Source organism: Reinekea sp., assembly GCF_046710285.1.
Classification (GTDB): domain Bacteria; phylum Pseudomonadota; class Gammaproteobacteria; order Pseudomonadales; family Natronospirillaceae; genus Reinekea.
In genome coordinates this window covers 43,286-56,209 of record NZ_JBKEGY010000002.1, presented here as the reverse complement: position 1 = coordinate 56,209, position 12,924 = coordinate 43,286, and the positions used below count along the sequence as shown (strand labels likewise).

General features: G+C 45.5%; 14 protein-coding genes. 10 read left to right on the top strand and 4 right to left on the bottom strand.

Annotation, left to right across the window (positions count from 1 at the left end; all coding sequences use genetic code 11):
• Positions 1–544: 544 nt before the first annotated feature.
• The 7 genes from ACI882_RS01835 to ACI882_RS01805 all read left to right on the top strand — a co-directional run bounded on the left by ACI882_RS01835 (position 545) and on the right by ACI882_RS01805 (position 8,149).
• Positions 545–1,441 carry an acyltransferase gene (locus tag ACI882_RS01835; protein ID WP_411743516.1) on the top strand — a complete coding sequence of 299 codons (897 nt, stop codon included), beginning with the start codon at positions 545–547 and terminating at the stop codon, positions 1,439–1,441.
• Between the two features lie 518 nt (positions 1,442–1,959).
• A complete protein-coding gene (gene argC, locus ACI882_RS01830; protein WP_411743517.1) occupies positions 1,960–2,907 on the top strand; it encodes an N-acetyl-gamma-glutamyl-phosphate reductase in 948 nt (315 codons plus the stop codon).
• Complete coding sequence (locus ACI882_RS01825) at positions 2,904–3,284, top strand: hypothetical protein (protein WP_411743518.1); 381 nt, start codon at positions 2,904–2,906, stop codon at positions 3,282–3,284. Before argC ends, ACI882_RS01825 begins: the two co-directional genes overlap by 4 nt.
• Entirely contained in the window at positions 3,281–4,006 is a 726-nt protein-coding gene (locus ACI882_RS01820) for a 16S rRNA (uracil(1498)-N(3))-methyltransferase (RefSeq protein ID WP_411743519.1), read from the top strand. The genes ACI882_RS01825 and ACI882_RS01820 overlap by 4 nt, the downstream gene beginning before the upstream one ends.
• Positions 4,007–4,065: 59 nt before the next feature.
• On the top strand, positions 4,066–5,265 hold the full coding sequence (locus tag ACI882_RS01815; protein ID WP_411743520.1) for an alpha/beta fold hydrolase: 1,200 nt from the start codon (positions 4,066–4,068) through the stop codon (positions 5,263–5,265).
• Between the two features lie 143 nt (positions 5,266–5,408).
• A complete protein-coding gene (locus tag ACI882_RS01810; RefSeq protein WP_411743521.1) occupies positions 5,409–7,043 on the top strand; it encodes a site-2 protease family protein in 1,635 nt (544 codons plus the stop codon).
• A gap of 47 nt (positions 7,044–7,090) precedes the next feature.
• The gene (locus ACI882_RS01805) at positions 7,091–8,149 is read left to right on the top strand and encodes a hypothetical protein (RefSeq protein WP_411743522.1); all 1,059 of its coding nucleotides are present in this window, start codon (positions 7,091–7,093) and stop codon (positions 8,147–8,149) included.
• Between the two features lie 46 nt (positions 8,150–8,195).
• Here ACI882_RS01805 and ACI882_RS01800 read toward each other — a convergent pair whose 3' ends face one another.
• Positions 8,196–9,176: a TauD/TfdA family dioxygenase gene (locus ACI882_RS01800; protein ID WP_411743523.1), complete on the bottom strand. Its 981-nt coding sequence runs from the start codon at positions 9,174–9,176 to the stop codon at positions 8,196–8,198.
• A gap of 309 nt (positions 9,177–9,485) precedes the next feature.
• Here ACI882_RS01800 and ACI882_RS01795 point away from each other — a divergent pair, with 309 nt between their 5' ends.
• Both ACI882_RS01795 and ACI882_RS01790 read left to right on the top strand, forming a co-directional pair.
• Positions 9,486–9,734, top strand: coding sequence for a type II toxin-antitoxin system Phd/YefM family antitoxin (locus tag ACI882_RS01795; protein ID WP_411743524.1), 249 nt, complete (start codon positions 9,486–9,488; stop codon positions 9,732–9,734).
• Complete coding sequence (locus ACI882_RS01790; protein WP_411743525.1) at positions 9,724–10,011, top strand: type II toxin-antitoxin system RelE family toxin; 288 nt, start codon at positions 9,724–9,726, stop codon at positions 10,009–10,011. Before ACI882_RS01795 ends, ACI882_RS01790 begins: the two co-directional genes overlap by 11 nt.
• 27 nt (positions 10,012–10,038) lie before the next feature.
• Here the strand turns inward: ACI882_RS01790 and ACI882_RS01785 are convergent, their stop codons facing one another.
• Entirely contained in the window at positions 10,039–10,917 is an 879-nt protein-coding gene (locus ACI882_RS01785) for a LysR family transcriptional regulator (RefSeq protein ID WP_411743526.1), read from the bottom strand.
• Positions 10,918–11,009: 92 nt separating this feature from the next.
• Between ACI882_RS01785 and ACI882_RS01780 the strand changes: the two genes are divergently transcribed.
• Positions 11,010–11,993, top strand: a complete 984-nt coding sequence (locus ACI882_RS01780) for a YeiH family protein (protein WP_411743527.1) — start codon at positions 11,010–11,012, stop codon at positions 11,991–11,993.
• A gap of 65 nt (positions 11,994–12,058) precedes the next feature.
• On the opposite strand, the gene ACI882_RS01775 is transcribed toward ACI882_RS01780, so the two are convergent.
• Together ACI882_RS01775 and ACI882_RS01770 are read right to left on the bottom strand one after the other, a co-directional pair.
• Positions 12,059–12,238 (bottom strand): hypothetical protein, encoded by a 180-nt coding sequence (locus tag ACI882_RS01775; protein ID WP_411743528.1) that lies wholly within the window; start codon positions 12,236–12,238, stop codon positions 12,059–12,061.
• Positions 12,239–12,306: 68 nt separating this feature from the next.
• A complete protein-coding gene (locus ACI882_RS01770; protein ID WP_411743529.1) occupies positions 12,307–12,924 on the bottom strand; it encodes a LysE family translocator in 618 nt (205 codons plus the stop codon).

Below are 12,924 nucleotides of genomic sequence, written 5' to 3'. Positions count from 1 at the left end.
CTACCAGCTGTCAGTAACATATTACAACAGTGCTTTGGTGAGCAGGGGTGCTGGGTTTGTCTTGATTGGGAATCGGGCTAAGAAGCTGTCAGTTTTGGTTAAAAGTGGTACCTGAGCTGTATCAGGTGATAGCGTGGGTGAGGGGGTATATTTAAAAGTGAATGACTGTTTGAGCGCAGCGAGTTGTTATGAACGGCTTAAATTTACACCGGAGCCCAAAAGCTAGCATCGTGCCGCAGTTGAAGTAGAAGCTTTCAGCTTCGGGCTGCGAGTTTAGGACTAAAAAGCTGTAAGCTCTCAGCTACCAGTAAAATATTAGAACGGTGCTTTGGTAAGCTTGGTTGGCTAATTTCCATTGCTTGGGAATCTGAGGCATGGATGCCGAAGTTTAGCGGTGCATGGAGGCACGCAAAGCGACCGAGCAATGGGAATTAACCACCCAAGCGGTGTTTAACCCCAGGCTGCAGATTCGCAAGGCGCTGCAAACTTGCAATATTTCTTAGACAACGTAAAAATAAAGAATTAACTGATTAAGTGGATTGTTGTGCGAAAACTTCTTGCTCACTTACTTGGCGTGATTTCCGTCATCACATTACTTGTTCATACGCTGTTTCTCGGCGTCTTTTTGTTTATTGGCATATTTTTCCGTTTGATACTGCCTAACGCACTCAGCAAACGCTTAGCTAACCCCATCATCGTTGAAGTATCACTCATTTGGGTGGGCGGAATTCTTTGGTGGATGCGCCATGTTCATCGGCTTAACGTAGATATCGAGCATGATATTGAAATGAGCATGGACCAATGGAACCTCATTGTTTCCAATCATCAAAGTTGGCTCGATATCTTCGTGCTATTTTTCGCCACCTACCGAAAGCTACCCGTTCTGAAGTTTTTTATTAAAAGTCAGTTGTTTTGGGTCCCTATTGCTGGCGCTGCTTGGTGGGGTATGGATTACCCCTTTATGTCTCGTTACTCCCGAGCCTATCTAAAAAAACACCCAGAAAAGGCCGGCAAAGACCTAGAAACCACCAAAAAGGCCTGCGAAAAATTTTCCGAAGAACCGACAACCGTCGTCAACTTTCTTGAAGGCACTCGTTTTACGCCGAGCAAGCACAAGCAACAAAGCTCACCTTACCAGCACTTACTCAAACCCAAAGCAGGCGGCTTAGCCTTCACCATTCAAGCACTAGGCGACAAGTTCGACACCCTAATCGACGCAACCATCCATTATCAAGGCAAAGCACCCTCAACTTGGGATATGGCCTGTGGACAAGTAGGCGGCATCACCTTAAAACTTCGCCAACTAGACATCCCCAAACAGTTCTCAGCAATGGATTACACCAACAAACCCGCCGATAAAGCAGAGTTTCAAAAGTGGGTAGCCGATATTTGGGCGATTAAAGATCGACAGCTTGAGGAAATTAAAGAAAGCAGTTTTTAGCTGCAAGTTTAGAGCTGCGAGTAAGTTCAAGTGATTCTACTTCGCTGCGCCGCTGAATTTCCTGTGTTCGGGCGCTGCAAGTACATCCATGTAAGCTAAGCCTCGCCAGCATCTGCTACAGCCAAGACACCGTTTATTGGTTTTAACCCGGTAGGAGCCTTCGAAGCAAAGCGGAGACGCGACAGCCAACCACAAAATCCAGCCACCACAACCACCCACTATCCTCAGCCCATGGCATGATGCCAGCTTTAGGGGTCCGGTGTAAATTTAAGCCGTTCATAACAACTCGCTGCGCTCAAACAGTCATTCACTTTTAAATTCACCCCCTCACCCACCCTGACATCTAATACAGCAAAGGCGCCGATTTTGGCTTTTAACACGCAGCCCAAAACCGCTCTTTTCCTTTGACCTTACCTGCAGCTTGAAACTGACAGCTTGCAGCTGCAAAACGCTTTTTCGTTTTGCCACCCAATACCCTATACTTAGCCTTCTCCAGCTTCCGAGTAAGAAACGACGACATGAAAAAGATCACTGCCTACATCGATGGCCAATATGGAACCACGGGCTTACAAATTCAAGAACGCCTTGCTGCTCACCCGAATGTCGATGTGCTTAGCATTCCAGAATCTCAGAAAAAAGATCCTGACTTGCGACGTGAGCTTTTAAATAAGGCTGATGTTGTTTTCTTGTGTTTGCCCGATGAGGCCAGTAAAGAAGCCGTGGCGCTTATAGACAATAGCGATACCGTAGTGATTGATGCATCGAGTGCTTTCCGTACTGACCCAAGCTGGGTTTATGGCATACCTGAATTACCCGGTCAGCGCGCTAAGCTTAAAACCACGCAGCGTATTGCTAACCCGGGTTGTTACCCTAGCGGCATGACTTTGCTCACGGCACCCTTAGTGCAAGCGGGTATCATTCCGAAAGATTACCCAATGGTTGTGCAAGCCATTACCGGTTACAGCGGTGGCGGTAAGGCGATGATTGCGGACTATCAAGCTTTTGATAAGCAACAAGCGGAAGACGGTGCAGCGCGCTTAAAAAACCTCGACTTAAACCATAAGCATTTACCTGAAATGCAAGCTGTGCCGGGGTTAGACTTTGCGCCTGTGTTTGTGCCAACGGTCGGTAATTTTGAGCAGGGCATGTTGGTATCCGTCGCTTTGCATCAACACTTGTTGCTTGGCACTGCGCAACAAATACACGATACCTTAAGCCAGACTTATAAAGATGAACCCTTTATCAAACTCTTTGCGCTCAATGACAATTCAGCCTTAGTCGATGGCTTTTTGGAGCCAACAGCCTGTAACGGAACGAACCGCTTAGAGCTATTCGTGTTTGAATCTAACCAACGAATTTATTTGGTTGCTCGTTTAGATAACTTAGGCAAGGGCGCTTCGGGTGCGGCTGTGCAGAATATGAACTGTCGCTTTGAGTTAGATGAAACTTCTGGGCTAGTCCAATGAGACTCTACTCTTTGGTTGGGCCTTTATTATTAGCATCGGTTGTTACTTTTGCACAAGACAAGAGTCCGACAGAAATACCTTCGATCATTTACTTGCAGTATTTAAACCAAAATGCTCCGCAATGGATGTGCCAGCAAGACGCAACCTTTAGTTGCTTAGGCATTCCTGCGATGGTCTGTGTAAAAGGCGTTGAAGCCGCAGCAGAGCGCTGTGGCCCTGCTTTGTTAGCACAATGGCCGACCTCCTTTCCTGAAACTCGTGAAAATGCACTCGAATACAGTGCACAATATCGCCAATGCATTTTGGAAGATTGGATAACCCAGCAATGGATCACGCCCGAACAGCTTAACCAGTGCGAGCCTAATAACAGCTTATGAGAACCATCCGAGCTCTGTTACCTGAAGCCACGGCAAGCGGGCAAACCATTGAGTTGCCGCCTGCGGTTTTTCAACACCTAGTCAAAGTGCTTAGACTAACTGCGGGCGCTGATTTACAGCTATTCAACGGTGTAGGGCAGCGATTCTCTGCGCAGCTGACCGATGTTGGCAAAAAAACCGCCAATGTAACCATTATCGAAGAACTCATTTCCAATACCGAATCGCCCTTGCAAACCCACATGGGCTTGGTCATGAGTAAAGGTGACCGCTTTGATTATGCCTTGCAAAAAGCCACTGAACTTGGCGTAACACACATAACCCCGCTGACCAGCGAACGTTGCGACCTCAAACTTAAAGCAGATAGAATTGAAAAGAAAATGCAACATTGGCAGGGTGTCATCGCCAGTGCTTGTGAGCAATGCTATCGTGACGTTGTTCCTAAACTCGCGCCCATTCAAAGCTTAAGTCAATGGACAGGTGAGCAAAACAGTGATGTAAAACTGGTCTTGCACACTGCTACATCTCAACCTGACTGGCAAACGGCAGCACCGAGCTCAATCAGTTTTTTGATTGGCCCTGAAGGTGGCTTAACCGATGAAGAGGTGAAGCACAGCAAAGCTCAAGGCTTTGATGCTTGGCAGTTAGGGCCCCGAATTTTACGAACAGAAACAGCCCCGGTGGTGATCTTGAGTTTACTTCAACAACGCTGGGGAGATTTTTAGCGTTTAGTCACCACCCTCGGTTGCTAAACACCATTCAAACCAAGTAAAAAGGTTTTCTCATGCGACAAAAAATTGAATTTACCAGTAATGGCGCCACCTTGGCCGGCTTGTTGGAAATGCCAAATGAAAAACCCAGAGCCTATGTTTTGTTCGCGCATTGCTTTACTTGTGGCAAAGACATTGCCGCGGCCTCACGTATTAGTCGATTTTTAGTACAACGAGGCTTCGCTGTTTTACGGTTTGATTTCACCGGCTTAGGTAACAGCGACGGTGACTTTGCCAATACTAATTTTTCATCCAATACCGCTGACTTATTAGCCGCCGTTGATTATTTACGTGAACACCATCAAGCGCCAGAGTTACTGATTGGTCACAGCTTAGGAGGCGCTGCTATTTTAGCCATGGCTCCTTTGGTTGCTGAAGCAAAAGCGGTCGTGACAATTGCAGCGCCGTTTGAAGCCAGCCATGTAGTCAAAAACTTCCACGCCTCGTTAAATGAAATTGAAACCGCAGGTTATGCCGATGTTTCGCTGGGGGGTCGTCAGTTCACCATTAAAAAGCAATTTATTGACGATATTCAAAACCAATCAACTGACCATTTGAAGAACCTCAATAAAGCGTTATTAATCATGCACTCACCGCTAGACCAAACGGTAAATGTATCTGAAGCCGAGCGTATTTATTCGGAGGCTATGCATCCAAAATCATTTGTGAGCTTAGATACGGCGGACCACTTACTCTCAAACGTTGCCGATAGTGAATACGTTGCAGAAACCATTGCCGGTTGGGCAAGCCGTTACTTACCACAAGAAGAAGTAAAAAGCCCAAGCGTTGCCAAAGGCCATGTCGTGGTCAGTGAGTTAGACCATAAATTTCAGCAGAGTATTTTCACTGACCACCATCACTGGTTTGCAGATGAGCCGCGCAATGTTGGCGGCAGCAACACCGGCCCCGACCCTTATGAGCATTTACTGGCGGCCTTAGGAGCCTGCACCGCAATGACCATGCGTATGTACGCGGATAGGAAAAAACTAGCGTTAGAGCACGTCGAAGTATCTCTATTTCATAGTCGAGATTATTTATCCGATGCGGGCAACGCAGGCGATAAACCTCAGCAAGTAGAGAGCTTACACCGCCATGTGCAAATTACTGGCGACTTAACCGAAGCGCAAACAACCCGTTTAATGGAAATAGCCGATCGTTGCCCGGTACACCGAACATTGCATAATAACCCGCAGGTGATAACAAAGTTGGTTTAGTAACCTTATTCCGTGCCGAGGTACTGCAAAATAGGGACGCCGTGGACCCGTCCATGGCACAGACGACGGATGACCTCGGCCAAATAACGAAATATCAGAATCAAAACAGGACTTTTAAGATTGAATAAGGAAAAGGGCAAGGAATGACGAACGTTCTCGTATTAATTTTTATTTTTTTTGTGTTTAAATATGCAGGGGTTTTCCGCCAAGTAATGAAGCTGCTTGGTATTAAAAACCAAGTCCCACTTATGTCTTCCATACCCGAGGAATCACTCACCGAATCGGAACGAGTTTTTTTCGATGCAACCGCTAAGCCAATTCTAGCGGAAGGCTTCGTGTTATCAGGCTTTGTGCATCAACAACTGATGGAGGCTGATATTTCAGGCCAGCTCACTCATGCGGTCTTTTCTCACCCAGAAACAAATACCTTTATTTATTTGCGTGCCGCGTTAATGCCGACCGCAATAGACCCTTGCGAAATCATCATTGTTACCCACTTAGATTCTGAGCGTGCCATCACCAGTACCAACGATTTTAGTTCATTTTTGCCAATCCCCAATCTAGCAAATATTCATGAGCGATTTGCGGTTAACGACTTCTCCACATTGTTACGCAAACACAACAACAGAGCCGAACTAAAGATGCCAACCCAAGCTCAAAGCAATAAAGCCCAATGGGATCATCTCGCAAGCATTCATTGGCTAAATCAGACTTGGACAACCTCTGTTGAAGTTGCCATTAGCCAAGATATATTCGATGGCAATACTCAAGCCTACTACTACCGCGCTCAATCTGCATTCCGAGTGGTAAAGGAAGCGGCTACCCGTTTAAGCAATAGAGAGAAAGAGCTAACTAACCGGCAAAAAAGTGACGACCCTTTTGCGTTTCGCAATTTGATTACAGCGCCACAGCTCAGCGGCACGCAAGAAAACTTTATCAACCTACATGAGAAGTTCGAAACCCTGCCCAACCGAAGAGCCATTTTGCCTTGGATAACGTTCGTCGTCAGCCTCATTGTCTTCGCTGTATTTTTTGGCTTTTGGTTAGGCTGGGACTTTTTACCAATACTCGTCACCGTACTCATCATTCATGAGCTCGGTCACTATGCCGCAATGCGGTTTTTTGGATATTACCAAACCAGTGTCTTCTTTATTCCGGGTTTGGGGGCTGCGGCAACCGGCATAGCCAAGAAGCCTAACTATTGGCATCGGTATATTGTGTACTTAGCGGGTCCATTACCTGGGCTTATCTTGGGTGTGTTAATAGTTTGGTACGTCGGCTGGGCACCAGAGTGGCTTATTTTTTCGGCTATTGTGTTGATTGTGATTAACGGTTTTAACTTGCTTCCGTTTATGCCGTTAGATGGCGGTCAAATAATACACATGACACTCAGCGAGCGCAGCCGTTTGTATTTTTCAGGGTTCAGTGGCATCGGCCTCTTAATTATCGCATATTGGATGGGCGAAGTTATTTTATACCCAATTGGCTTATTTATGCTGCTTGCGGCGCTTAACCAGTACTTCACTCTGGACATTCGTCAACAACTATCAAAACTGAGTGCAAACAGCACACCAGAGACGTTCATTTCTCAAGCATTAGCAATTTTTAATTGTCGTAACAGCGAACCTGTCGACTTCCCAACTCGATTGGCGTTAATAAATGAATATAAACAAGATCTAGGCCTAAATGATGTCGGCTTTGTCGCTAAAACAATGGCAATCTGCCTGTATTTGGCAATTCTGTTAACACCCTTTCTGGTTTATTTTCTCATTCTCTAAAATAAACCACGCTTAAAAGGCATATTATATTTAAAAAGGAATTATAAATGATCGTGTTGCAAATTCTCGGAGTCGTATTTTTAATTATTATTTTGGTGGTTGGGTTCTTCGTTGGTCGATTTTTTTGGCGTATACGAAAATCGTTACGCACCGGTAGCGGCCCATTTTCAACAGTCGCTACCTCACTCCCTCCCATCAATTTTGGCTTGGAACGTTCAGCAAAAAAACATTGGACGTATCAAAGCAAAATCAATGAAGACTCTGAGCTGCTAAAAAAACTGGGGTTTGAAGACGAAGGCTTTTATGAAACCTTTATGGGCAGTGTCACCGCGCAATTATCGCTATGGCGTCACCCAAGCAAACACATCAACGTAGCCATTGCAGAAGTACATGCCGATGATGGGGCCGATATTGAGCCGGTTTACTTTACTGATATTACCATTGCACTCGAAGGCGGTAACTTTACGGTCACCAATAACCCGATGCCAAACACCTTGCCGCGCCCTAAGGGCATGTTTATGAAGGCAATTGAAACCGATAACCTGAAAGCGTTGCTTTCTCAGTTAAAAACCCACTTTCCTAAAAACCAAAAAGTGAAGCCTGTTGCCAACTTCAAAGAATATTATGTCGACCAAACTCAGCAATACAACGCCTGGATATGGCAAGAAGCGCAGTTAAAATCACCACAAATTGCCACGCTCTTTGAACCTTTAAAAATAACGTTAGACGATGAACTGGTTTCGGAATTAGTCAGTTACGCTAGGGCAGAAGAAAGCGAACTCTTGCAAGAAAAAATTCTAAAGAGATTGTCAAAGCAGCCATCATTGTCAGCGCAAAAATGGGAAGAAATACGCAATTCTTTAGTAGTAGTACACGAAAAAATGACCGCCCCTGACATTGTTAGCAGTCTGTTTCAAATTTTCGGTAATGAAGCGCTCGAATCTATTGAAGATGAACTTGAAGGGTTTTCAGATAACACCGATGCCATTGATCCATTTAAGTCTTTGACCCTGTGGGTGAGCAAGGCGGGGCTCAGTCTACCTAAGCCCTTTGCCTCAATATCGAAACCCCACAAGGCTCAAATTTACTTAGGGGTGAATGACTAACACGCTCTTTGACATTAAAGCCCAATCACCGTTGGGCCTTTCAACTCTACTTAAATGCAATTGACGCCAAAATACGGCGATCACCGGTAAAAGGTTCACGAGCATGTAACACGGTGTGGTTATTCAAAAATAACACATCGCCTTCATGCCACTGAAAGTTCACACACAGCTCATCCATGGCTTCAACGGTTTTCGCCATCACATCGGCATCCATCACCTCACCGTTGTTGAGCACCACGGCTTTGTTAGCAACATTGCGGGCATCATCCCAACCGGTATAAACGGCAAGAATAGAATTGAAAAATGTTTTTTGTTGCGTCTCTTCATCGAAGCGAATAGCCGCTAAGGTTTGTGATTCGGTACGCAGCAAGTCATCGTCTAGCCACTCCCAGCTCATGCCGTGCTCTTTCAATTTAGCTTCGCATTCTTCGCGCGTGGTCACATGAAAGGTTTCTTTCCAAGATCGGCCAATGGCAGAGGCGGTATCAGTTACAGCGGGCATAAAGCGAATGTAGCGCACGCCTTGTTGTTCCACTTGTTGTGCAAACTCTGGCGATATTTCAAAGAAGCGTTGGCAAATTTCAGCGGAGTGCAAAATTGACGTGGCACCACCCGAGGCGGGGGCAATGTCGCAATAAAAGAAAATGTAACCTGGCGGGTGCGGTGTTTGCGCCATTTCATGATGAAACGGAATTTTTTCCGTCGCGGGTGATTCATTCGCCGTCACAATGCGTGATTTAGTCACCTGTGTTCTCGGTGCCGCGCCGCCCACGTATGGCATATTCTGATAATCCGTTTGATCCAGAAAGGCTTCAAAAGCATCTGCGGACGACACCGGAAACCCCCGAAATAAAATAGCGCCATGACGAATTAAGCGTTCATGTAGTTCAGCATTATGCGCTGTAATCCAGTCATCAAAGGCCAATTTTTCACTGGCGACCTGGTCATTGGGTGGCAAAATCACTAAGGGAAAATCTAAGTCATTCACCTGTTTTTGTTCTTCGATACTGCCGATGTTAAGACTCATGTATTACTCTCTCAAAAATATAAATCAATGTTATATGAATTTTGTGAGATCACCTTAACAACGAACTTTCTTGATGTAAATCAATAGTGAATGAATTAGCGCGAAAAATGCTAATAAATAGAGAACCTTTAGCGCGTTGAGCGTAGAAATATTGCGAAATACAACTTCGAACCCTATTGGCCGTCAAAGATCAACGTCTGTATCGACCTACTTAACAACAAGAGAAGGATTGAGGTTATTTCTACTCAAAATCATTGAATAGACCTAATTATAGGTCTATTATTAGGTCTATTGAAAAAGGAGTACCTAATGATCACTCAAATTTTAGCAGACTCTTCCATTAGTATTTCAGAGCTAAAAAAGAACCCTATGGCAGCGGTTGAAAGCGCAGAAGGTTTTCCAATTGCTGTTCTAAATAGGAACCAACCTGCTTTCTATTGTGTACCCGCCGAGGCCTATGAAGCTTTGATGGACAAGCTTGAAGACATGGAACTTGCAGAACTGGTTCGCCAAAGAGAAGATGAAGACACGATCAAGGTTTCAGTTCATGACTTATGAGCTGGCCTTTAAAATTCAAGCAAAAAAGGAATGGGACAAACTTGCACCGCCCGTTAAAGCGCAGTTTAAGAAAAAGCTAATTGAGCGCTTAGATAACCCACATGTTGAATCAGCGAAACTCAGTGGCATCCAAAACTGCTACAAAATTAAACTTAAAGCGGCTGGCTTTAGGCTGGTTTACCAAGTTGAAGATGATGTCGTTCTCGTTACGGTTGTTGCTATAGGTAAGAGAGAGCGGAACGCAGTATACAAATCGGCCATTAAGCGAATCGAGTAGGTCAAAATGTCAGCTTATACGGGATTACTAGGGCTTCCAGTGACGAGCAAACTGCAAAAACTCTTTCACCAAGGCCGTGGGTGCCGCTTCTTTCAACGACAACAACGAGAACCGCCGTGTTAAGTTAAGCGAGGTTTCTAGTGGTACTAAAACACCTGAGGCCAGTTCATCGACCACCGACAATTGAGACAAGCAACCCACCCCCAAGCCAGCTCTGGCTGATTGTTTAATAGCCTCTTGGCGTGATAGCGCCAGCTTAATGCGCGGCGTTTCTTGGCGTTGCTGGAAGGCATGGTCAAATACCGCCCGTGTGCCCGAGCCAGGTTCACGTACAATCCAAGGCTGAGCGGCCAGCTCCCCCGATGGAATGTTTTTACGGCTAGACCAGTGAAAATCAGGCCCAGCAAAGACAATCAGCTGATCTTCTAGCCAAAGCTCTTGGCGAGTGCCACTGGAATAGGCCGGGCCTTCAATGAACCCTACGCTGGCTTGGCTGTTTTCGACATGCTGGACCACTCGCTCGGTGTTATCGATATTTAAGTGTGGCTCGACTTTAGGGAATCGAGCGACGAAGTCTGCCAGCAGTTGCGGCATTAAGTACGAAGCAATGGTTTCACTGGCGCTGACATTCAACACACCACCGACAAACTGCTCACTGGGGAACCGCAAACTGTCTAAATTCGCCAACACCTGACGAACCTTCGGTAAGGCTAAAGAACCGGCTTCGGTTAAGGTCAGCGTGCGTCCGGTTTTGCGGAACAGGCTATAGCCGAGCTGTTTTTCCAACTCTTTTAAGGATTGACTGGCTGCCGATTGGCTAATCGCCTGTTCTTCGGCGGCATCGGTAAGCGAATGACACCGACAAATGGCTTCAAACAGCTTTAACTGCCGCATAGATAGATTCATTAGAGTTTCTTATGTTTTAGTTTATATATATCCATTATTTTTATTCATATAACTGAATTAGTCTAGCCTTATCTCATTCAAGAATAAGCCTTATGTGGATTGCCCTACCGATTATCAGCCTTGTCGCCTTTATGAGCGCAAGAACCGAATTTGCCCAACACAATGGCATTGGCGCCTTACCGCTGGCCATTGTGCTGGGCATTATTGTCGGTAATCTATTGGCCAATCAACCAGTAACCGCACGCAGTTTGGCCATATTAGAGTTCAGTAAAAAGAAGCTGTTACGCGCAGGCATCATCTTATTTGGCAGTCACCTCACCTTGACTCAACTAGCCGCTGTGGGTTGGCAAGCGGCCATACTCGATATGTTGGTGATTAGTACCGTTCTCAGTGTGGGCTACATTCTTGGGGTGCGTATGTTAGGCATGGGCCGCGAAGAAACGATTCTTATCTCCGTGGGCAGCGCCGTGTGCGGTGCCGCTGCCATATTAGCGACAGAGCCAGTACTTAAAGCCAAACAGCAAGATGTATCGGTCGCCGTGGCCACCGTAGTGGTATTCGGCACGTTGGCCTTGTTTTGCTACCCGTTTATTTTTCATATCAGCCAACTGAGCAGTGAATCATTTGGTATTTACATTGGCAGCACTGTTCATGAAGTTGCCCAAGCCGTAGCCGCCGGGCAAGCCATTGATATGCAAGCCATGAACAACGCCGTGGTGGTTAAACTCATGCGCGTCATGATGCTGGCCCCAGTGGTGATTATTATTGCCGCGCTGTATCAACGTAAAAACACCGCCACTCAAACCAGTACGGCACAAGCCATTCCTTGGCCTTGGTTTGTATTTGGCTTTATCGCCATGGTGATCTTCAACAGCCTATTTAACTTACCGGAGCCAGTGGTTTCTACATTGCAAATCAGTGCGCAGTTGCTGTTAACAATCGCGATGACCGCATTAGGCTTACAAACTAAATTCAGCGCGGTCAAAGCCGCAGGCACCAAGCCGTTACTGCTTTCAGCGACCTTGTTTAGTTTATTGTTGGGTGGCGGGTTTATGGCGCATCAGTTGTTGTACTAAACACAAAATCGCGTAGCAATTTTGGTAGGGTTTACAGCCTTGTTAAGTGCGAAGACTACAAGCACTTACAACTTATACGATATTTTTTTAATCGCCGAGGTAGCAATTAATTCTATTTTCTTTTTACCTTGAAGCTTAACCCAATCTTCGCTGACCTCAATGATTTTTCCTGCTATATCAAAGTTTCCCCACGCCGTGGCAGATAGGGTAATTGTCACGTCTTTACCGTTTAGATCATTTAACATATAGAACTCCTTTTAATTACCGTTGTTTGCTAATTGATGAGCTCTACTTTGCCCATTGCTTTCGATTGTTATACCCGATCACTAAGCGCCAGCTTAACTCCAAGCGCAGCGAAACTACCGGCAAAGAATTTTTGAATGGTTAAACTCAACTTCTCAGAGTCAACAACAAATTGACTGAAGCGATTAGCCATTAGGCCATATACGACAAATACAGCGAATGTCATAAGCATAAACACACCACCCAGCACTAACATGCTAACAATGGGTTGTTGAGCTGATGGCATAATAAATTGTGGTAAAAATGCCAAAAAGAAAATAGATAATTTAGGGTTAAGAATATTGATTAAAAAACCTTTAGCCGCAATAGAAAAAGCGGTTGCTTCATCGTTATTTTCTTGGATAGACAGTGGCGAAGACGATTTCCACATAACCCAAGCAAGATAGAGCAAATAAACAACCCCAATATATTTAACGATTTGAAAAGCAAGGGCGCTCGCGTGAAAGATTGCTGCAAGACCGAATGAGCTAGCAAGCAAAGCAGGAATAATCCCCAAGGTACATCCAAACGCCGCGAATAGGCTAGCCCGTTTACTCACGAATAGCCCTGTTGCGACGGTATAGAGCACGCCAGTACCCGGAATAAGAACAACAACGAGTGACGTTAGTAAAAACTCTATGGAAATCAT